The sequence below is a fragment of the Rhodococcoides fascians NBRC 12155 = LMG 3623 genome, from assembly GCF_001894785.1.
GTDB classification, from domain to species: Bacteria; Actinomycetota; Actinomycetes; order Mycobacteriales; family Mycobacteriaceae; genus Rhodococcoides; species Rhodococcoides fascians.
Genome location: NZ_BCWW01000011.1, coordinates 151,550 through 170,786 on the forward strand (window position 1 = coordinate 151,550; position 19,237 = coordinate 170,786).

At 63.4% G+C, this 19,237-nt stretch carries 19 protein-coding genes; 9 read left to right on the forward strand and 10 right to left on the reverse strand.

Features of this window, described 5'->3' with window-relative positions; all coding sequences use genetic code 11:
- Nucleotides 1-8 precede the first annotated feature (8 nt).
- Nucleotides 9-1,076: a ParB/Srx family N-terminal domain-containing protein gene (locus RFA01S_RS21850; RefSeq protein ID WP_032406966.1), complete on the forward strand. Its 1,068-nt coding sequence runs from the start codon at nucleotides 9-11 to the stop codon at nucleotides 1,074-1,076.
- Nucleotides 1,077-1,106: 30 nt separating this feature from the next.
- On the opposite strand, the gene RFA01S_RS21855 is transcribed toward RFA01S_RS21850, so the two are convergent.
- The gene (locus tag RFA01S_RS21855) at nucleotides 1,107-1,763 is read right to left on the reverse strand and encodes a DedA family protein (protein ID WP_032388500.1); all 657 of its coding nucleotides are present in this window, start codon (nucleotides 1,761-1,763) and stop codon (nucleotides 1,107-1,109) included.
- A gap of 170 nt (nucleotides 1,764-1,933) precedes the next feature.
- Between RFA01S_RS21855 and RFA01S_RS21860 the strand changes: the two genes are divergently transcribed.
- Together RFA01S_RS21860 and RFA01S_RS21865 are read left to right on the forward strand one after the other, a co-directional pair.
- A complete protein-coding gene (locus RFA01S_RS21860) occupies nucleotides 1,934-3,154 on the forward strand; it encodes a sensor histidine kinase (RefSeq protein WP_032406967.1) in 1,221 nt (406 codons plus the stop codon).
- A complete protein-coding gene (locus tag RFA01S_RS21865; protein ID WP_032388499.1) occupies nucleotides 3,145-3,789 on the forward strand; it encodes a response regulator in 645 nt (214 codons plus the stop codon). Before RFA01S_RS21860 ends, RFA01S_RS21865 begins: the two co-directional genes overlap by 10 nt.
- A gap of 9 nt (nucleotides 3,790-3,798) precedes the next feature.
- On the opposite strand, the gene RFA01S_RS21870 is transcribed toward RFA01S_RS21865, so the two are convergent.
- The 4 genes from RFA01S_RS21870 to RFA01S_RS21885 are packed head-to-tail and all read right to left on the reverse strand — an operon-like array spanning nucleotide 3,799 to nucleotide 6,535.
- Complete coding sequence (locus tag RFA01S_RS21870) at nucleotides 3,799-4,455, reverse strand: nitroreductase family protein (protein ID WP_032406968.1); 657 nt, start codon at nucleotides 4,453-4,455, stop codon at nucleotides 3,799-3,801.
- 7 nt (nucleotides 4,456-4,462) lie between these two features.
- Entirely contained in the window at nucleotides 4,463-5,449 is a 987-nt protein-coding gene (locus RFA01S_RS21875; protein WP_032406969.1) for an alpha/beta fold hydrolase, read from the reverse strand.
- A gap of 12 nt (nucleotides 5,450-5,461) precedes the next feature.
- A complete protein-coding gene (locus RFA01S_RS21880; protein WP_238325080.1) occupies nucleotides 5,462-5,881 on the reverse strand; it encodes an EVE domain-containing protein in 420 nt (139 codons plus the stop codon).
- Between the two features lie 21 nt (nucleotides 5,882-5,902).
- On the reverse strand, nucleotides 5,903-6,535 hold the full coding sequence (locus RFA01S_RS21885; protein WP_032369027.1) for an isochorismatase family protein: 633 nt from the start codon (nucleotides 6,533-6,535) through the stop codon (nucleotides 5,903-5,905).
- Between the two features lie 122 nt (nucleotides 6,536-6,657).
- Between RFA01S_RS21885 and RFA01S_RS21890 the strand changes: the two genes are divergently transcribed.
- Nucleotides 6,658-7,638 (forward strand): GlxA family transcriptional regulator, encoded by a 981-nt coding sequence (locus RFA01S_RS21890; RefSeq protein WP_032406970.1) that lies wholly within the window; start codon nucleotides 6,658-6,660, stop codon nucleotides 7,636-7,638.
- Nucleotides 7,635-8,471 (forward strand): adenylate/guanylate cyclase domain-containing protein, encoded by an 837-nt coding sequence (locus RFA01S_RS21895; protein ID WP_032406971.1) that lies wholly within the window; start codon nucleotides 7,635-7,637, stop codon nucleotides 8,469-8,471. Before RFA01S_RS21890 ends, RFA01S_RS21895 begins: the two co-directional genes overlap by 4 nt.
- A 150-nt stretch (nucleotides 8,472-8,621) precedes the next feature.
- On the opposite strand, the gene RFA01S_RS21900 is transcribed toward RFA01S_RS21895, so the two are convergent.
- Together RFA01S_RS21900 and RFA01S_RS21905 are read right to left on the reverse strand one after the other, a co-directional pair.
- Nucleotides 8,622-9,800: an IS30 family transposase gene (locus RFA01S_RS21900; RefSeq protein ID WP_306902533.1), complete on the reverse strand. Its 1,179-nt coding sequence runs from the start codon at nucleotides 9,798-9,800 to the stop codon at nucleotides 8,622-8,624.
- A gap of 112 nt (nucleotides 9,801-9,912) precedes the next feature.
- Entirely contained in the window at nucleotides 9,913-12,150 is a 2,238-nt protein-coding gene (locus tag RFA01S_RS21905) for an NADP-dependent isocitrate dehydrogenase (protein ID WP_032406972.1), read from the reverse strand.
- 240 nt (nucleotides 12,151-12,390) lie between these two features.
- Here RFA01S_RS21905 and RFA01S_RS21910 point away from each other — a divergent pair, with 240 nt between their 5' ends.
- The 3 genes from RFA01S_RS21910 to RFA01S_RS21920 all read left to right on the forward strand — a co-directional run bounded on the left by RFA01S_RS21910 (nucleotide 12,391) and on the right by RFA01S_RS21920 (nucleotide 15,049).
- A complete protein-coding gene (locus tag RFA01S_RS21910) occupies nucleotides 12,391-13,767 on the forward strand; it encodes an NAD-dependent succinate-semialdehyde dehydrogenase (protein ID WP_032406973.1) in 1,377 nt (458 codons plus the stop codon).
- A gap of 68 nt (nucleotides 13,768-13,835) precedes the next feature.
- Nucleotides 13,836-14,132 (forward strand): antibiotic biosynthesis monooxygenase family protein, encoded by a 297-nt coding sequence (locus RFA01S_RS21915; RefSeq protein WP_032406974.1) that lies wholly within the window; start codon nucleotides 13,836-13,838, stop codon nucleotides 14,130-14,132.
- 47 nt (nucleotides 14,133-14,179) lie between these two features.
- On the forward strand, nucleotides 14,180-15,049 hold the full coding sequence (locus tag RFA01S_RS21920) for an alpha/beta fold hydrolase (RefSeq protein WP_139278497.1): 870 nt from the start codon (nucleotides 14,180-14,182) through the stop codon (nucleotides 15,047-15,049).
- Here the strand turns inward: RFA01S_RS21920 and RFA01S_RS21925 are convergent.
- On the reverse strand, nucleotides 15,046-16,398 hold the full coding sequence (locus tag RFA01S_RS21925; RefSeq protein ID WP_032393136.1) for a cytochrome P450: 1,353 nt from the start codon (nucleotides 16,396-16,398) through the stop codon (nucleotides 15,046-15,048). The genes RFA01S_RS21920 and RFA01S_RS21925 overlap by 4 nt on opposite strands.
- A gap of 85 nt (nucleotides 16,399-16,483) precedes the next feature.
- Here RFA01S_RS21925 and RFA01S_RS21930 point away from each other — a divergent pair, with 85 nt between their 5' ends.
- Complete coding sequence (locus RFA01S_RS21930; protein WP_174557302.1) at nucleotides 16,484-17,101, forward strand: TetR/AcrR family transcriptional regulator; 618 nt, start codon at nucleotides 16,484-16,486, stop codon at nucleotides 17,099-17,101.
- A gap of 73 nt (nucleotides 17,102-17,174) precedes the next feature.
- On the opposite strand, the gene RFA01S_RS21935 is transcribed toward RFA01S_RS21930, so the two are convergent.
- Both RFA01S_RS21935 and RFA01S_RS21940 read right to left on the reverse strand, forming a co-directional pair.
- Complete coding sequence (locus tag RFA01S_RS21935; RefSeq protein WP_032388492.1) at nucleotides 17,175-18,539, reverse strand: acetamidase/formamidase family protein; 1,365 nt, start codon at nucleotides 18,537-18,539, stop codon at nucleotides 17,175-17,177.
- An 89-nt stretch (nucleotides 18,540-18,628) separates the two neighbouring features.
- Complete coding sequence (locus tag RFA01S_RS21940; RefSeq protein ID WP_139278498.1) at nucleotides 18,629-19,069, reverse strand: hypothetical protein; 441 nt, start codon at nucleotides 19,067-19,069, stop codon at nucleotides 18,629-18,631.
- Nucleotides 19,070-19,237: the final 168 nt, after the last annotated feature.

Here is a 19,237-nt window from a genome sequence, read left to right on the forward strand (position 1 = left end):
TTTCACGAATGGCATCGCGTCGCAGAGCTGCTCTACTGGGCACGCTCGCTTTGATCTCGATCGTCTCCACGTCGATGGGCGGCGTCGCCACTGCCGCCCCGGCACGGACGGCGTCGCCGTTGTGTCAGGTTGCGGACCTGCTCCCCAGTGGATCGTCCTCGGGCCTCGGCTACCAATGTGCCGAAGCGGGTGAGCTTCTCGATCTGCCGATCGGTGATGTCCGCGCCACGCAACCCTCACTCGGATACGACGAGGTGTACTACAAGCTCGGTCGATACACACTCGGCAAGGACGAGATCAACAAGAAGTTCGACGACTGGTGCGAAGCCAACGGCCAGGAGAAGGCCGCGTCGGCGCTACCCGATGCGCGCCTGGACAATCCGTCGTCGTTCACCTGCACCGTGCCCGTCGGCCAGGAAACGCCCGACACGATCGCGCCCATGAAGACGGTTGTCATCGGACCGGGCGGCGTGCCCTATCTGACCGACGGACACCACACTCTGACGTCGTTCTACGAAACGGCCGACGGTGGACCGAATCTGCATCTTCGTCTGCGAGTGGTCGCGAACCTCAGCGACCTGAGCCGTGCTGACTTCTGGGCTCGGATGAAAGCCGAGAAGTGGGTGTGGAACTACGACGTCGACGGCAACGAGGTTCCGGTGGAACAGCTTCCGTCAGGAGTCGGTCTCGCCAAGTTCCAGAACGACAAGTACCGCAGCCTGATGTACTTCGCGCGCGACATCGGCTTCACACCCGGCACGATCCCGTTCCAGGAATTCTATTGGGGTGCATGGGTTCGCGACTCGGCGGAAGTCGACATCAGCGGATGGGACAGCAACAACCTGGCCAGCTACCTGAGCACCGTCGAGTCGGTCTCGCGCGCTCAGGTGGCGGCCCCGAAAGACGCGGTCATCGACAGTGGTCGTACCGCAGCGGAACTCGGCGCACTGGCTTCCTGGAACGACGGCAAGACTGCTGGTAAGGGCGAGTTCGGGAAACTCTCCGCACCGTACGCGAACGACAAGCCCGGAAAACTGGCCTACGCCTTGCAGTACAAAATGGGGCTGCCCCGATAGGTGCATGTCAGGTCGCCGGGGCCGGCGTCGTCACACACCGGCCTGGCGGCGAGACCGCAACCGCAGGGCCACGAAGGCGACGAAGGCAATGGCGACCGTCACGATAACGATTTTCTGCAGGATCTCGGCGTACGAGTCGACCAGGTGCCAGTTCTCGCCGAGCTTGTATCCCGCGGTGACGAAAATGGTGTTCCAGATGAGACTCCCAATGGTGGTGAGTAGAAGGAACTTCGCCATTCCCATCCGCTCGATCCCGGCCGGCAGGGAGATGAAGCTACGAAAGAGCGGGATCATTCGGCCGAGCAGAACTGCCTTCGAGCCGTGCTTGGCGAACCATGCCTCCGAGCGGTCGAAGTCGCTGGCCTTGATCAGGGGAATTCGCGCTACCAATGCCCGTGTGCGCTCGCGTCCGATGAGCGCACCCACCGCGTAGACGATGACCGCGCCCAGTACCGAGCCGAGCGTCGTCCAGAAGAGCGCAGCACCGAAAGAGAACGCTCCCTGACTGGCCGAGAACCCGGCAAGTGGGAGAACGAGTTCGCTCGGGATCGGCGGGAACAGATTGTCTGCACCGACGACGACCGCTGCGCCGGGGCCGCCGAGGGCATCCATGACGCCGACCGCCCACCCGGCCAGTCCGTCGAGAGTGCTGGTTTCTGCTGCTGTAGCAATCGATATGTTGGACATGGCAATTCCCTTGTTCGTCTATGTTTCCGGTCGTGAAGGACACGGAAAACGCTACGAACTATGTGGTTGCGGGACATCGAGGAAGACCGTCGCCTGCCGCGGGGCTATCTGCATGGAAGTGTGTGGTTTACCGCAGTATCAGCGGCCACTTGCTCGGATACGCTGCTCGTGTGCTGGCCAACCGTGACGTCTACTCACCCGAGCAGGCTGATCGCGCGTCGATCGGCTCACTTCTACGGCGCTGGCTCACGGCACTTTCCGGAGTTCTGCTCGGAATCTTCACCGCGATCGCGGCTCTGTCGTTCTCCGTGGCGGCTTTACTCGCCCTAGCACTGGTGCGTCTCCTCGGCCGGTGGGGAGAACCAATACGGACGGCCGTAGATGAGACCGCATTGATATTGTCCGACTTCGAGATCCGGCGGATCACACGCTTTCACGGCGCGTTCTCCACGGATGCGGCGGCCCCTCGTCGCTGCCGCTGGTATCTCGGAATTCGTTGGCCTATCGGGCTGCTCGGGCTCGGCGTGGTTCTCCTCCTGACGCTGTGTCTCGTGGTCGCCGCATCGATGGTCTCGGCATGGACTCTCAGCGGCGACTGGGGCTTGATCGAGGACTCGAACCGCGTCGACGGCGGACTCGTTGCTATGGCCGCACTACCCGGAATCCTCCTGATTTTCGTCGCGGCAGTCGGAGTGGCAGGGGTGGGATCTCTCGATCGTTGGTTCGCCATCCAGGTACTCGGCCGGCAGTCGGATCGGTTGCTGCACCACCGGGTTGCCGAGCTGACGAGCACCCGCGATCATGTCGTGGACGCTATCGACGACGAACGCCGACGCATCGAGCGTGACCTGCACGACGGCGTGCAACAGCACCTGGTTGCTTTGGGAATGCTCGTCGGCCGGGCTCGCCGCGCTGAAGATCCCGACAAGGTGAACGAACTCCTCCGCCAAGCCCAGGTCGCCTCGCAGGGAGCGATGGACGAGCTGCGCGAGGTTGCCAACCGGGTGTATCCGATCGCACTCGACAAGGACGGCCTGCGTCCAGCTCTCGAGGCGCTGGCCGAGCGGTCCGGTGTGCCCGTTCGACTCTCGTACGAACTGACAGAGAGGTTGCGCCCCGCTGTGGAAACAGCCGTCTACTTCGTCATCTCGGAGGCGGTGACCAACGCAGCCAAGCATGCCTCCCCGAGATCGTTGGAGGTCGAGGTCACTCGGCAGATGTTCGATCGCATACTGGCAACCATCACCGACGACGGGTCCGGTGGTGCCGATCCGTCCGGCACCGGATTGTCCGGACTGGCCCGCCGCGTCGCTGCCATGGATGGCACCCTCACCGTGGACAGCCCGGTCGGCGGCCCGACCGTTGTGACTGCGAGCATCCCATGCGCGTGATCGTCGCGGAGGACTCGACGTTGCTGCGTGAGGGCCTGGTCCGTCTGCTGGTCGACGAAGGCCATGACGTGATCGCGTCCGTGGGCGACGCCGACGCGCTCCTGGCTGCCGTGGAACTGGATCATCCCGACATCGTCGTCACCGACGTTCGGATGCCTCCAGGCAACAGCGACGAGGGGCTTCGGGCAGCATTGACCATTCGCAGTCGATGGCCGGAGGTGGCAGTGCTCGTGCTCTCCCAGTACGTCGAAAACCGCTACGCGGCAGAGCTGATCAGTGGGCCAGGAGGCAAGGTCGGGTACCTGCTGAAGGACCGAGTCGCGCAGGTCGACGAGTTCCTGGACGCCCTCGACAGAGTTGCCGGCGGCGGGACTGCCTTCGACCCGGAGGTGGTGCGCCAGCTGTTGTCTCGCACCACCCGATCCAATCCCCTCGAACGACTGACGCCGCGCGAGCGCGACGTGCTCGAGCTGATGGCGCAAGGTCTCACGAACGCCAGAATCGCCGCTGGTCTGTTCATTTCGGTGAGCTCAGTCGAGAAACACATCAACGCCGTGTTCGACAAACTCGGATTGGCGAACTCGACTGGTATGAGCCGACGCGTGATGGCGGTGGTGGCCTACCTTCGCACCTAGCCGGGCCGACTACCACCGATCGACGTGCAGCACCGTCTCGATCGGATCCCTGGGCGCGACCTTGAAGGTCTCCCCCGTGTAGTACGCCGTCGGAATCAGTGCACCCTGATGGAAGCCTTCGGGAATACCGAGCAGTTCGGAAATCTCGGCTTCCTTCGCGAGATGGATTGTCGTCCACGCTGTTCCGAGTCCACGCGCCCGAGCAGCCAGCGCGTAGTTCCACACCGCAGGCAACAACGAGCCCCATAAACCGGCCTGATTGCCGGCCGGAAGCGTCTTCCCTGCCTTGATGCACGGAATCAGCAGCACGGGAACTTCACCCATGTGCTCGCCGAGCCACCCGGCACTGTCGCCGACGCGCTTCTGAACCGATGCGCGTTCGGGATCGTCCGCGAACAAGGCCGACGCGGATTGCTTCGATGCCTGGTACTCGGCGAACAGTTCGCCGTAGATCGCACCGATGCGGGCACGAAGATCAGGATCGGTGACGACGATCCACTGCCACCCCTGCTTGTTCGAGCCGGACGGGGCCTGCAGCGCGATCTCGAGACATTCTTTGATCAGGTCCATCGGCACCGGCCGCGTCAGGTCCAGGCGCTTGCGGACCGTACGCGTCGTAGTCAGCAGCTCGTCGGGAGTCAGATCAACGATCGGGAAATAAGTCACCCTTCGATCATGCACCATTCGGCCTCTGCAGGGCCCGCTTGGTCAATTCCTCGTTCGCAGCGTCCCAGCGCGCCGCCATGGACAGTCCCCCGTGCCCGTCGCCCTCATCGATGACGAGTGTCGAACCGGGCCAACGTCGGTGTAGATGCCACGGCGTGACAGCCGGTCCGGAAACGTCCTTTCGGCCGTGGATCAGGACGCCCGGAATGTCTCGGAGACCGTCGGCGCGATCGAGCAAGGGTGGATCGCAGAAGCCGTCGTGCGACCAGTAGTGCGCGGTCAACCGCACGAAGCCGAGCCGGAACCGGTCGTCGTCCCATCGCGGATTGCGCCGAACGCCATCGGTACCGATCGATATGTGGACGTCCTCCCACAGCGCCCATTCTCGGGATGCATTGTCGCGCAACGTCAGATCGCTCGAATTGAACAGGCGGTTGTACGCGTCGACGATTCGGCCCTCACCGCGTCGATAGCCGACTCCGGCCTGCTCGGCAAATGTGGCGAACCGATCCCACGCCTCCGGGAAGACCGCGCCGACTCCCTCCGTAATCCAGTCGACCTCACCACGACCGGTCGTGGTGACGGCGAACAGGACGACGCCGAGAACACGCGTCGGGTGCGCGAGGGCGTAGGCGACAGCGAGGGTGGATCCCCAGGACACGCCGTTGACGATCCACGCCTCGACGCCGAGGTGCACACGCAGTGCTTCGATATCGGCGATCAGATGCGCAGTGGTGTTGGTAGCCAACGACGTCGAGGGATCGGACGCGTGCGGGGTCGACCGGCCGCACCCGCGCTGCTCTAATCCGATAGCGCGAACACGGGACAGGTCGAAGTGACGACGAAACTGACTGGCATTCAGGGTCCCGCCCGGTCCGCCGTGCAAGTAGACCGCCGGGACGCCGTCGGACGGACCCCATTGCTCCCAGTAGACGCGCTGCCCGTCCCCGACATCCAGCATTCCGCGCAGTGTCGGTTCGTCCTCCGGTGTCATACCGCCATCACATCATTCGAGAGGCAGCATCTGTCGGATCACTGCCCACGCGGACGCGTCGACCCATGAGGGATTGGACTGCTGCGGCGACCGGAACACCTCGAGCGTCGACAGTTCCGCAACGGCCTGCAGATCCGACGCGAGGATCGGCTCATCGAACAGCGTGATGTTCGTCGAGACCTTCCACTGGGGGCCGGGGACCGGGGTGCCGGTCAACCGACCCGCACCCCAGATCCCGCGCCGCGGGTGGCTGCTGACCCAGAACAACACCGGCTGCCCAGGTGCCATCAGACGAGTTCGATAGTTGTCGGCGACGCACCAATTCTCGTGCGCACGTCCGGCTTCGACCATTGGTGCGAGGTCGGTCTTGTGCGGATTGCACTTGATCACCCATGCGCCGAGCGTCTGGTCCGTTATCGCTCGTGCCGTCACACTCGCCATCGTAATGACGAGCTACGCCACCGCGTCGTTGCCCTGCGCAGCCGAGACCACCAGATTGCTCGCTGTGAGCCCGTTTCCGTTCTTGACCGCGTCGATCCACTGGTCGGTCGTCGCCACCGCTGCGAAATTGGACTGGTAAAGCACCATCAGCGCCTTGTGGAGTTGTTCGGCTGAGACTGTCCCCGCCTCGTTCGAAAGGTTGATCGCGCCAGTGGCGTCGGACAGGATTTCGACGGTCAGGTCCAGTGCTTCGGCGTCGGCGCTGGTGGCGAGATCGCAGTTGTTGGTCATGTATCCGACGATCGTGACGGTGTCGACATTGTTGCCCTGCAACCACTTCGCCACGTCGGTGCCAGCGAAGACGCTGCTGTACTGCTTCTCGACTCGCTCGAAGGACGGCTGCACGACGGCCTGAATGTCGGGATGAAGCTCGTACGTCGGGGTTCCCTTGACGAAAGCAGGCGAGCCTTCGGGCATCTCGTGCTGCACGATGGCCACCGGAACATCCTGCGCCACAGCCGCTTCGATGGTACGAACGATGTTGGCCAGCGACTCGTCGCGAGGCGGGTACTGAATCTTCAGAACTCCCTCGAAATATTCCTGCTGTACATCGATGACGATGAGGGCTCTACGCGGTGCAGTCATGAACGTTCTCCTTCAAGTGGCGTACTCGGTCGATCCCCATACTTCGGCACCGACCTTGCGTTCACGAGTGGCACGGATGCATACTTTCGATGAAATTGCGCCAATTCGTCGATCGGAGATTCATGCGCATCGCGCTGTACGTGTTCGACGGCATCACCATGTTCCACCTCGCCGCGCCGTTGATGGTGTTCGGCGAGGTGACGCGCCTCGGGCTGGCCCCCGACTGGGAGACGCGGGTGTGGTCCGACAGGCCAGGGTCGATCCGCACCGAGGAGGGCTTTCCCGTCGGCGAGATCGAGGGCCCCGACATCGCCGATTGGGCCGACATCGTGATCGTGACGTCGTGGCCGGAGTCGTTGCCACACATCGGCACTCACCTGTCCACCGCTCTTCGAGGCGCTCACAGACGGGGAGCCCAGATCGCGGGACTGTGTCTGGGGTCGTTTGCCGTCGCCGACACCGGACTGCTCGCGGGACGCCCTGCCGTCACCCATTGGTCCAAGATGACCGAACTGCGCGACCGCAATTCGCAACTGGGCCTCGACGAGTCCGTGCTCTACATCGACCACGGCGACGTCATGACTTCCGCGGGCACGGCATCGTCGATAGATTCCTGCCTGCACATCGTCCGCAAACACCTCGGTGCTGCGGCGGCAACGCGGGTGGCACGCAGCCTCGTCGTCGCACCCCATCGCGACGGCGGTCAGGCGCAATACATCGAACGGCCGGTCATCGAGGCGTCGGAGGACTCCGCGATCGCCGACGTCCAGAGCTGGGCGATGGAGCGACTGGCCGAGCCCCTACCGATCGAGCGGCTCGCCGAGCGGGCACGCATGAGCCGGCGCAGCTTCATCCGGCAATTTCAGTATGCGACGGGCACCACGCCCGCGCGCTGGGTACTCGACCAGCGGCTCGACGCGGCCCGCAGCCAACTCGAAACCACCGGCCACAGCATCGAGAGCATCGCTGCCTCGTGCGGATTCGGCAGCGCCGTCACCCTGCGTCAGAACTTCCACTCGGCGTTCGCCGTCACGCCGACGGCCTATCGGAAGCAGTTCGCGGTGGGTTGTGCAACCACGGACACCGCCGAGAGGCGAGGATGAGCAACGTGATCCTGTGGATAGTTGCCGGAGTCGAGCTCGCCGCCATCATCGCGCTCGGTGTGGTTCTCATCGTGTCTCGACGAAAGTTGAAGCACACGCGCCGAGCACTCGACCGCGCTCTCGAATCGCAGCAACGCCGTAAGCGACGTGGCCTGGTGCCCTTTGCGATCAGAACCGCCTTCCACACCACGGAGCTACTCATCAACAAGGGATTCGGCGCTACCGTCCGAAACTCCGTAGAAGACCTCGCGGGCTGGGCCAAGGTCGAACGCCCCGACCTGGCACGCATGACCGCCGACGGCGACATAGTGGTCATGTTCTCCGACATCGAAGGGTCCACCGCCCGCAACGAGGAACTGGGCGACCGCGGTTGGGTGAAACTGCTCGAGAAGCACAACAAGCTGATCCGCAAACACGTCGACGACCACGGCGGACATGTGGTCAAGAGCCAGGGCGACGGTTACATGATCGCCTTCTCCGACCCGGCTGAAGCCGTGCGCTGCGGGGTGGAAGTGCAAGAAGCCCTTTTGGAAAACCCGGATCGATGGGATCGCATCCGCGTCCGCATGGGCATCCACGTCGGCAGCTCGGTGCGTAGGGGCGACGACCTGTTCGGACTCAACGTGGCCATGGCGGCACGGGTGGCGAACCAGGCCGAGGGCGGAGAAATTCTTGTCAGCGAGCCGGTGCGTGACGCCATCGCCAGGGCGGACGGCCTGACTCTGGGGACGCCCCGCGACGTCGAACTCAAGGGAATGAGCGGAAGCTTTCGGTTGTATCCGGTGGCGCTGCCGGCACTTCCGAGTGCGGAGACCGGCCCCGCGAGCGCATGAATGTCCCATTCACCACGTCTGAACGCGTGAATGTCGCATTGATCCCAACCGGGGGCGAACTGTGGACCTGGACGGCTGGCGGCTGCTGCTAAGCCCGAAAGCTGTTGCCTCCGAACGAATGAATGGCCCATTCACAACGTCTGGGCAGTTTCAAGCGGTCGTTGCAACGACTAGCTCGTTGATCACTTTTGCTGGTGAGTTCCAGCCTAGCGTTCGGCGGGGGCGGTCGTTGAGTTCGGCGGCGACCGCTTGAAGCCGCTCTGCGGTATGCGCGGAAAGGTCTGTGCCCTTCTTGAAGTATTGCCGCAGAAGCCCGTTGGTGTTTTCGTTCGTGCCACGTTGCCAGGGACTGTGGGGGTCGCAGAAGTAGATTGCCATGTCGGTGGCCATCGTGATCTCTGCGTGCCGGCGCATTTCCATGCCTTGATCCCAGGTCACCGACTGTTTGAGCGTGTCCGGCATCGATCGGATCGCGGCGATCATCGCATCTCTGACGGCGTCGAGGTTGTGTGAATGTGGCAGGTGCAGCAGCATCGTGAATCGGGATGTGCGCTCGACCAGGGTGCCGATCGCCGATTTGTTTCCGGCGCCCAGGATCAGGTCGCCTTCCCAGTGCCCAGGGACTTTGCGGTCTTCGACGTCGTCGGGGCGCTCGGAGATCAGCGTCTTATCGGGAATGTGGTGGGCATTGCTGGGCACTCGCCCATGCTTGCGGCGATGAGCCCGGCCGGTCCGGAGCGCGTCGGCGACATCTGCTTTGAGTTCGCCTTTGGCTTGAACGTAGATGGCGTTGTAAATCGTTTCGTGCGACACGTGCATCTCCGGCCGATCGGGGAAATCGATCTTCAGTGTCGCCGAAATCTGTTGCGGTGACCACTTTTTCCCGAGACGGCGAACAACTTCCGCGCGGAGTTCACTGCCGGGATCGGCCAGTTTCGCAGCCTTGGGTCGGCGGGCGCGTGTCTCCGCTCGCTGCTGCGCGGACACCGATCGGTAGGTGCCACCGAGGTTGGTGTTGCGGCCGAGCTCACGTGAAACGACCGACTTGTCGCGACCGATGAGATCGGCAATGTCGGTCTGAGACAGCCCCATCGCACGGCCTATGGCGATCTCTTCTCGTTCGGACTGAGAAAGGAATCGCCCGCTGGGTTCGGACCGGATCCGTTTGGCCCCGCGGACGATTCCTTTCCTCTGATCTGTCCACCGCATCCCCGTGGATCGACTGACGCCGGCGGCGGCAGACGCAACGATCACTGACGCGCCCGAATCTCGCATGGCATGGAACCTAGCGACTACCTCTGCTCGGTTCGGGATGACACGTCGGGACATTTGCTCCACATCTCCTCAGGTGAGGAGCTGTGTTGCAACCATCACTTGAAACTGCCCTGAGCGCGTGAATGGGCCATTCATCCCGAAGGGGGTGGTGAAGCAGGCAGAAGAACTACTGCTTCGCAGACTCCAGTGCCTCGTTGAACGTCGTGGACGGACGCATCACTGCGGCGGTGGCTTCGGGGTCCGGGTAGTAGTACCCACCGATGTCGACCGGGTTGCCCTGTACCGCGTTGAGCTCGCCGACGATCTTCTCTTCGTTCTCCGCGAGGGTCTTTGCCAGAGCTGCGAAGTGCTTGGCCAGCTCGGTGTCCTCGGTCTGCTCGGCGAGTTCCTGTGCCCAGTAGAGGGCAAGGTAGAACTGGCTGCCACGGTTGTCGAGTTCACCGGTCGAGCGCGACGGCCCTTTGCTGTTTTCGAGCAGCTTGCCGGTGGCCGAGTCGAGTGCGTTGGCGAGGATGGTCGCCTTGACGTCACCGGTCTTGGTTCCCAGGTCCTCGAGGCTGACCGCGAGAGCCAGGAATTCACCCAGCGAATCCCAGCGGAGGTGGTTCTCCTCGATGAGCTGCTTGACGTGCTTGGGGGCCGAGCCGCCCGCTCCCGTCTCGTACAGTCCACCGCCGGCCATCAGCGGAACGATGGAGAGCATCTTGGCGCTGGTGCCGAGTTCAAGGATCGGGAACAGGTCGGTGAGGTAGTCACGCAGGATGTTGCCGGTCGCGGAGATGGTGTCGAGCCCGCGGATGAGACGTTCCATCGTGTAGCGGATCGCACGTACCTGCGACATGATCTGAATGTCGAGGCCCTCTGTCTCGTGATCCTTCAGGTACTTGCGCACCTTGCCGATCAGCTCGTTCTCGTGCGGGCGGTACGGGTCGAGCCAGAAGACGACCGGCATTCCGGACTCACGGGTGCGTCGCACTGCCAGGGCAACCCAGTCGCGGATCGGCGCATCCTTGACGATGCACAGACGCCAGATGTCACCCTCTTCGACGTCCTGCGTCAGCAGAACCTCGCCCGTCGCCAGGTCGGTGATGTTCGCGACGCCCCCGGCGGGGACCTCGAACGTCTTGTCGTGCGAGCCATACTCCTCGGCCTTCTGTGCCATCAGGCCGACGTTGGGAACGGTGCCCATCGTCGTCGGATCGAACTGGCCGTTTGTCTTACAGAAGTTGATCATTTCCTGGTAGATGCGGAAGAAGGTCGACTCCGGGCTGACTGCCTTGGTGTCCTTCGGCCGGCCGTCCGCACCCCACATCTTGCCGCCGCTGCGGATCATCGCAGGCATCGACGCGTCGACGATGACGTCGCTGGGCGAGTGGAAGTTCGAGATTCCGCGGGCGGAGTCGACCATCGCCAGCTCAGGACGAGTCTCGTGGCACTTGTGCAGGTCGTCGATGATCTCCTCGCGCTGCGCGCTGGGGAGTGCTTCGATCTTGCTGTACAGATCCGACAGGCCGTTGTTGACGTTGACGCCCAGTTCCTCGAACAGATCGCCGTGCTTGGCGAACGCGTCCTTGTAGAAGACCTTGACGGCGTGACCGAACACGATGGGGTGCGAAACCCGCATCATCGTGGCCTTCACGTGCAGGGAGAACATGATGCCCGTCTTGTAGGCGTCCTCCATCTGCTCTTCGTAGAACTCGATGAGCGCCTTCTTGCTCATGAACATGCTGTCGATGACGTCGCCGTCGGTGAGCGACACCTTCTCCTTGAGCACGATGGTTTCGCCGCCCTCGGTCAGCAGTTCCATCTTGACCTCGCGGTCGCCCTCGACGGTCATCGACTTCTCGCCGTGGTAGAAGTCGCCGTGGCGCATGTGCGCAACGTGAGTGCGCGACGCCGGTGACCATTCACCCATGCTGTGCGGGTGCTTGCGGGCGTATTCCTTGACGGCCTTGGGAGCGCGCCGATCCGAGTTACCCTCCCGCAGAACGGGATTGACCGCACTACCCAGGCACTTGGTGTAACGGTCGCGGATGTCGCGCTCTTCGTCGGTCTTCGGGTTGCCGGGAAAGTCGGGGATCGCGTAGCCCTTGTCCTGCAACTCCTTGATGGCCGCGAGCAACTGCGGCACCGAGGCGCTGATGTTGGGCAGCTTGATGATGTTGGTCTCGGGCAGCTGCGTCAGCTTGCCCAGCTCGGCGAGGTTGTCGGTCACTCGCTGGTCTTCGTTCAGGTAATCGGGGAACTCGGCGAGGATGCGGTTGGCAACGGAGATGTCACTCGACTCGACGTTGATCTCGGCCGCACTGGCGAAAGAACGTATGACCGGAAGAAACGCGTGAGTCGCCAGCATCGGCGCCTCGTCGGTCAGTGTGTAGATGATGGTCGGCTTCTTCGCTGTCATGTTTCGCCTTTGCCTCAGTTTCAACGTCGTCTTTTGGATGCGTTCGCCATCGACTTTAATCTTCCGAACCCGCGACTGTGGGGGCAGTGGGGTATCACTCCACCTGGGGTTCCAAGTTACCGACCAGTAGGACGCCCACAGGGTTTCGCAACTTCACCCCGCCCCATCCTTGACCACCGTCGGAGCATCCGATTTGCCCGAGTCGGAACAATCGCACCCTCCCCGACCGTTGAGCGAGGTATGACGACCTACAAGACTGTCAATCCTGCCGACGGCACAATTGTCAAGGAATTCGAGACTCTCGACGGTGCCGGCGTCGAGCGTGCACTTGCCGATGCACACGCCGGTTTCCAGACATGGCGCAAGACCTCACCGAAGCATCGCGCCGACATCCTGCACAAGGTCGCCGATCTCTACGCCGAGCGTTCCGACGAACTGGCCCGCACGATCTCGCTCGAAATGGGCAAGCCTCTCACCGAATCCCAGGGCGAGGTGGAACTGTCGTCGAACATCTACCGCTACTACGCCGACCACGGCCCGTCGCTTCTCGAGGATGAGAAGCTCGACGTACCCGGCGCGGAAGACACTGTGCTGCAGCGTAAGCCGGTGGGCGCACTCGTTGGCGTCATGCCGTGGAACTTCCCGTACTACCAGGTTGCCCGGTTCGCCGGCCCGAACCTGATGGTGGGCAACACGATTCTGCTCAAGCATGCGCCCAACTGCCCGCAATCTGCGCTACTGATGGAGGAAATCTTCCAGCAGGCCGGTCTGCCCCGGGACGCATACATCAACATTTTCGCGACCAACGACCAGATCGCCGACATGATCGCCGACTCCCGCGTCCAGGGCGTCTCGCTCACCGGTAGTGAGAGGGCCGGAACCTCCGTCGCCGAGACGGCCGGACGCAACCTCAAGAAGGTCGTCCTCGAACTCGGCGGATCGGACGTATTCATCCTGCTCGATTCCGACGACATGGACGCCACCGTCGAATCCGCGACCCGGGCGCGGCTGTCCAACGCAGGCCAGGCCTGCAACGCCGCCAAGCGCATCCTCGTCGCCGAGGAGGTCTACGACGACTTCGTCACCAAGCTCGTCGCGTCGTTCGAGGCCGTGCAAACCGGCGACCCGCTGGACGCGAAGACCACCCTCGGACCACTGTCGTCGCAAACCGCCGCCGACACGCTGATCGAGCAGATCGACGACGCCGTCGCCAAGGGCGCAACGCTGCTGACCGGCGGTAAGAAGATCGACGGACCGGGTGCCTACGTGCAGCCGACGCTGCTGACAGACGTGACCCCGGACATGCGCGCCTACAGCGAAGAGCTGTTCGGGCCGGCCGGTGTGATCTACAAGGTCGAAAGCGCGCAGCAGGCAATCGAACTGGCGAACTCCTCCGCATACGGTCTCAGCGGCTCGGTGTGGAGCGCTGACCTCGACAAGGCCCGCGACGTCGCCGAGCAACTCGAAGTGGGCATGGCGTTCGTCAACGAACACGGCACCACACTGCCCGGCCTGCCGTTCGGCGGTGTGAAGCGCTCCGGCGTCGGCCGCGAGCTGGGACCGTGGGGCATGGACGAATTCGTGAACAAAAAGCTCGTCCGAGTCTCCGCGAAGTAGCCGTACTCGCCGATGCTCCCCGGGCAGTTGCTCGGGGAGCATCGCGCTGCTGCGGTCATACTGTCTCGGTGATCGTCGAACACGCCCTGCTGCATGTCATCCCCCACCGAACCGACGAGTTCGAAACCGCGTTCGCCGATGCGAAATCGATCATCGCGTCGATGCCGGGGTTCGTGAATCTGACCCTCTCGCGGGGCATCGAGCAGCCGAATACCTACCTGCTGTTGGTGAAGTGGGAACGACTCGAAGACCACACCGACGGCTTTCGTGGTTCCGACGAGTATCAGCAGTGGAAGTCGCTGCTGCACCATTTCTACGAACCGTTCCCCGTCGTCGAGCATTTTGCTCCGATGCTCGAGGCGTAAGAGTTAGGTTCGTGTCTCGACCCTCTCGCCGCACCAAGGAGATTTCCGTGGCCAACGCTTCGTCGTTCGTGTCCAAGCAGGACGACCTCGAGATCAGCACCTACACCTGGGCGACGTCCGCCGATCCTGCTCGCGGCGTTGTACAGATCGCGCACGGACTGGCCGAGCACGGCAGCCGCTACGCGCGATTCGCGGCCGCTTTGAACGGCGCCGGCTTCCACGTCGTCGCGTCCGATCATCGCGGCCACGGCGAGTCCATCGTCGACACCCCGGGCGATTTCGGTGCCGCTGCATTCGCTGGGCTGTGGGCCGACATCGAGCAGCTCGGCGAATCGTTGCTGAACGAGTACCCGGACCTGCCGCTGTTCTTGTTCGCTCACTCGATGGGTTCGTTTGCCGCGCAGCATGTTCTGATCGAGCGCTCGGACCTGTACGAGGGTGTGGTGCTGTCGGGCTCGACCACGCTGAACATCCTCGCCGCCGGAATGGCCGACGCCCCCGCAGGCGATCTCAGCGTGTTCAACGCCGCCTTCGAGCACCGCACCGGATACGAGTGGCTTTCCCGTGACGAGGCCGAAGTGGACGCCTACGTCGCCGACCCGCTGTGCGGCTTCGACCTCCCCGAGTCGACGGTGCCCGCGCTGTTCGGTGAGGCCGAGAAGCTCGCCGACCCACACAACCTCGAGCAAATCCGCTCCGACCTGCCGCTGCTCATCACGTCGGGAACGGACGACCCACTCGCCGGCGGCGGCCAGTTGATCGAGACACTGGCGTCCCGCTACCGCGCGGCCGGCATGAGCGATGTAACCGTCACCCTGTACCCCGGTGCCCGCCACGAAATCCTCAACGAGACCAACCGTGACGAGGTCACAGCCGACATCATCGGTTGGCTCACCGACCGCGCCGGATCGGCCTAACGCCGTCTCAGCTGCACGGGCTGGCCGTCCTCCGGGAAGGGCAGCGACGTGAAGTTCAGCGGTGCAACGTAATCGGGGTCGACCGTCCAGTCGAATCGCAGCAACAGGTGATGCATGATCGTCTTGATCTCGGCCCCGGCGAAGAACATGCCGATGCATTTGTGGACGCCGCCGCCGAACGGCTCCCACGCATAGCGGTGCACCTTGTCCTCGCGGCGATCGGCGGCGAACCGTCCGGGATCGAATTGCTCGGGGTTGGGCCAGTACTGCTCCATGTGATGCGTGAAGTGCGGCGCGACAGAGGCATACGTTCCCGCGGGCACGAACTTGCCTTGCACCTCGGTGTCCTTCACGGCGCGGCGGGCCACTACCGGTGTGGGCGAGACCAGGCGCAAGCACTCCTTCATGACCAGATCGACGTTGGTCAGCTCGTCGAGTTGCGCGAACGAGGGAGCATCGGTGCCCAGCGCCTCGCATTCGGCCCGGCACTTGTCTTGCCACTCCGGATGCTGGCCGAGGTACTGCATCATCGTCGACAGCGTGATCGTCGACGTGTCGTGCGCAGCCATGAGCAGGAAGATCATGTGGTCGATCACTTCGTCGTCGGAGAAATGCTCTCCGTCGTCACCCTCGATGTGGCACAACACCGAGAAGAGGTCGTCGGTCTCGGTGGCTCGACGGGCCGGGAGGTAGCGGCGGAAGAACTGGTCCAGCACCGCTCGGCCGTCCAGACCCCGCTTCCACCGCGTGCCCGGAACGCGGTAGCGCACGATCGACGTGGCAGCCTGCACGCAGGCGATGAAACTCGCATTGAGCTCCGCAATGTCGGCGTCCGTCGTTCCCTCGGCACCGCCCATGAAGATGCTCGTCGCGACGTCCAGCGTCAGCGCTTTGAGCGCCGGGTAGACCTGGAAGTCGCGGCCCGGCTGCCATGCGTCCAAACCTGTTGCCGTGACGGGATTCAACGCTGCGACGGACTTGGTCAGCCGGTCCCGAGTGAAAGCCTGCTGCATGATTCGTCGATGACGTAGATGCTCTTCGGAGTCGAGCAGCATCAGCCCGCCGTGGAAGAACGGCCCGATCAACAGCGACCACCCGTCACCGTTGGCGAACGCCTTGTCCGCATTCTGCAGCACTTGCTGACACGCATCGGGGCCGAGAACGGTGATCCACTTCTGTCCGGCCATCGTCATCCACGAGACCTCGCCGTACTTGTCCCACCGACTACCGAGCAGCTTCAGAGGGTCGCGAATGTACTCGAGTGTGTGCCCGACGACGGGAAGACCGCCGTCGCCGAACACCGGTTGGAGAGCTGAATCTGCGGGTGGAGCAGCCAGAGCACGTGCCATTGTCGACCTCCGTCAATCTGACATGACGTCATGTCAGATGAGATGTAGTCTGCGTCACAGTCACGGTCTCTGTCAAGATCTACCCATGCCCCCTACGACGCGTCGCTACAACGGCATGAGCGCCGACGACCGCGCGGCCGACCGCCGAGCGAGATTGCTCGACGCCGGCCTCGAGGTATTCGCGGCAGCCGGAGCGAAGGGTGCGACCATGACCGCGATCTGCGCATACGCCAAGCTCACCGAGCGCTACTTCTACCAAAACTTCACCAGCAGAGACGACTTGCTCGAGCAGGTCGTGGAATCGGTGTCCGCCGAGATACGAACGGCAGCGCTGGATGCACTGCACTCCCCCGCCCGGACCGTCGACGAGAAGGTACACAAAGCGGTGACCGCGTTCGTCGGCGTCCTGACCGAGGACCGTCGCAAGGGCCGGGTTGCGATGATCGAATCGCTGGCCGTCGACTCCCTCCGCGAATACCGACGAAAGTCCCTGCGCGGCTTTGCTCATCTGGTGGCCGAACAGTCGCGCGAACTGTACGGCGACAAGGCTTGGCCCCAACCACAGTCCGAGATCAACGGTCTGCTCTTCATCGGTGGACTTGCCGAACTCGTGATCGCCTGGCTGAACGACGAAATCGACATCGCACCTGCAGACATCGTCGACGCCGCAACACGTCACTTCATCGCTACCGCGCACCGCTGAGGTGCCTTCGGCAGTGGCGTGATTATGTGCCCGCAGAGGCACTTACCCGCACCACTGCGCCGGAGGCGCACTACTACCGGTCGAAGTGCGCCTTCGAGATCTGTCCGTGCACGCCGACGGTCTTGTCGACCACCTGCGAGACGGTGAAGTTCGCGGCAGCGGAGAGGTACGCATACGCCGTCGCTCGGTCCATGCCGAGGTCCGTCTCCAAGAAGTCCAGAGCGTTGACGACCGCGCGACGCATCGCCGCGTTCAGGTCCGAACTCTGGCCGCCGACGGCCCCGTCCGGATCTGACAGGCCGATCGGAATCCACGAGTCCTCGTTCTCGGCAAAGGGATACGAGTACGCGACAGACGGCGCGTCACCGCTGCCCGCCTTGCAGACCGTAAGGCGGAAGGTGCCGCGCAGAGACCCCTCCATCGCAGTCAGGGCCACCTCACCGTCACCCATCGCCATGTGCGGATCGCCGACGTAGAACAGCGCGCCCTCCGCGAACACGGGAAGGTAGAACGTCGAGCCGACGCCGAGCAGACCGACGTCGATGTTGCCGCCGCCGAGCGTCGGGGGAATCGAGTTGGCATTCGGGGATGTCAGACCTGGGTCGCTGGCGAACGCCACGCCCATCATGCCCATGAACGGGCGCAGCGGAAAGCGCACGGCCGCATCGCCGTACCGCATCACGCCCTGTCCGTCCTCGACGGCCGTGAACGTGGATACATTGCCGTACTGCGTCGGGTCACCCGATTTCCTGCCGTCGCTTCCGATCGGCGGCATGACTTCATCAAGGCTGATGCCCGCCGGTGCCTCGCCGGACGCCGTAACTGCCAGCGCGCCCTTGCCGTGCCTACTCGACACCACCCCGTACGGCACCCGCGGAACGGCCTCGAGTGTCTCGATCTTGAGAACGTCTCCGCGCTGAGCGCCCTCCACGAACACCGGACCGGTCACGACGTGCGGTCCGTCGACGTCGAAGTTGCGTACCGTCCTGTCGTATCCGCTGGCAATGTCGATGGCGTCCTGGAGGACGTCGGACTCCGAAACGCCTTTGCCGCCGAAGAATTCGACGGGATCGCGGCCCTGGTCCTCGAGAATGCCCTCGTGGCTGAGCGCATCGATGGTGACAGTCTCGCCGGACTTCATCTGCAGTACCGACTCCGATTCGACCGTCGGGACGTAGCCCCACAGAACCTTGTCGACCTCGGAGCTCAGGTAGTGGTCTCCCGAGATGTCGCCCGATCCTGGGTTGAGAATGGCACCCGCGGGCGCTACCGGAGCCGATGAGCTTGTTGCCGCGGTAGTGGTCGAGGACGTCGAACACGCTGCTGTAGTTGCCAAACCAGCCCCTGCGCTCATCGCTGCCACCGCCCGAATGAAGCCGCGTCGACCGATTCCTTTGCTGATCGTTTCCGCTGCGTGCTCTGCCATCGACTGCGCCATGCTGCCTCCTGAATTGTCCGAATATCGAACGTAGATCAGGGGTGTTTCTCAGCAGTTACGAACGCGCGTCACGCGAATTGCTCAGCGACTCAACTGGGGTCGCTGCCGGCGATCGCCGACCACCAGATCGCGGTGACAGCTGCCAACAGACTCACTGCCAGAAATTGTGCAAAGCCCCCACCGTCGACGATCAACCACAGCAGCCCGATGAACGGGCCGGCCACCGCTGCGGGGGCGTCGAGCATGATCCGACGACGCAGCGAACCGAATCTGGCGCTGCGCCTGCGCAGATCGGAGTCGTTGAGGCGCGGGGCATCGAGAGGTGTTCCCGGCGGTAAGGACGATCGACGCCGACCAGACGGCAACGCAACGATCCCCGGTTCGACGACGAAGGCGCGGCGTCCGAGAAACGACCTACCGACCTTCGCTTCGGCGTCGGGGACCAATCCGAGAAGACCGATGTGGAAGTAGACGGGGTACCAGGCCCGCCCGCCGTTCTCGTGGACTTCCAGGTACCCACGCGAGCGCATGCGGTGTTGAAACCGAACACGACGCACGGCGATTCGATCCCGAGACCGCGCTGCGGATCGTCCGGCCAACAAGGCCGAGGCCACAGACCAACCCGTCCAGATGAAAACGACGAGCGCAACCAACAGGCCGAGCGGGGTGTAGACAGCGGTCGATGCCGCGACAACCAG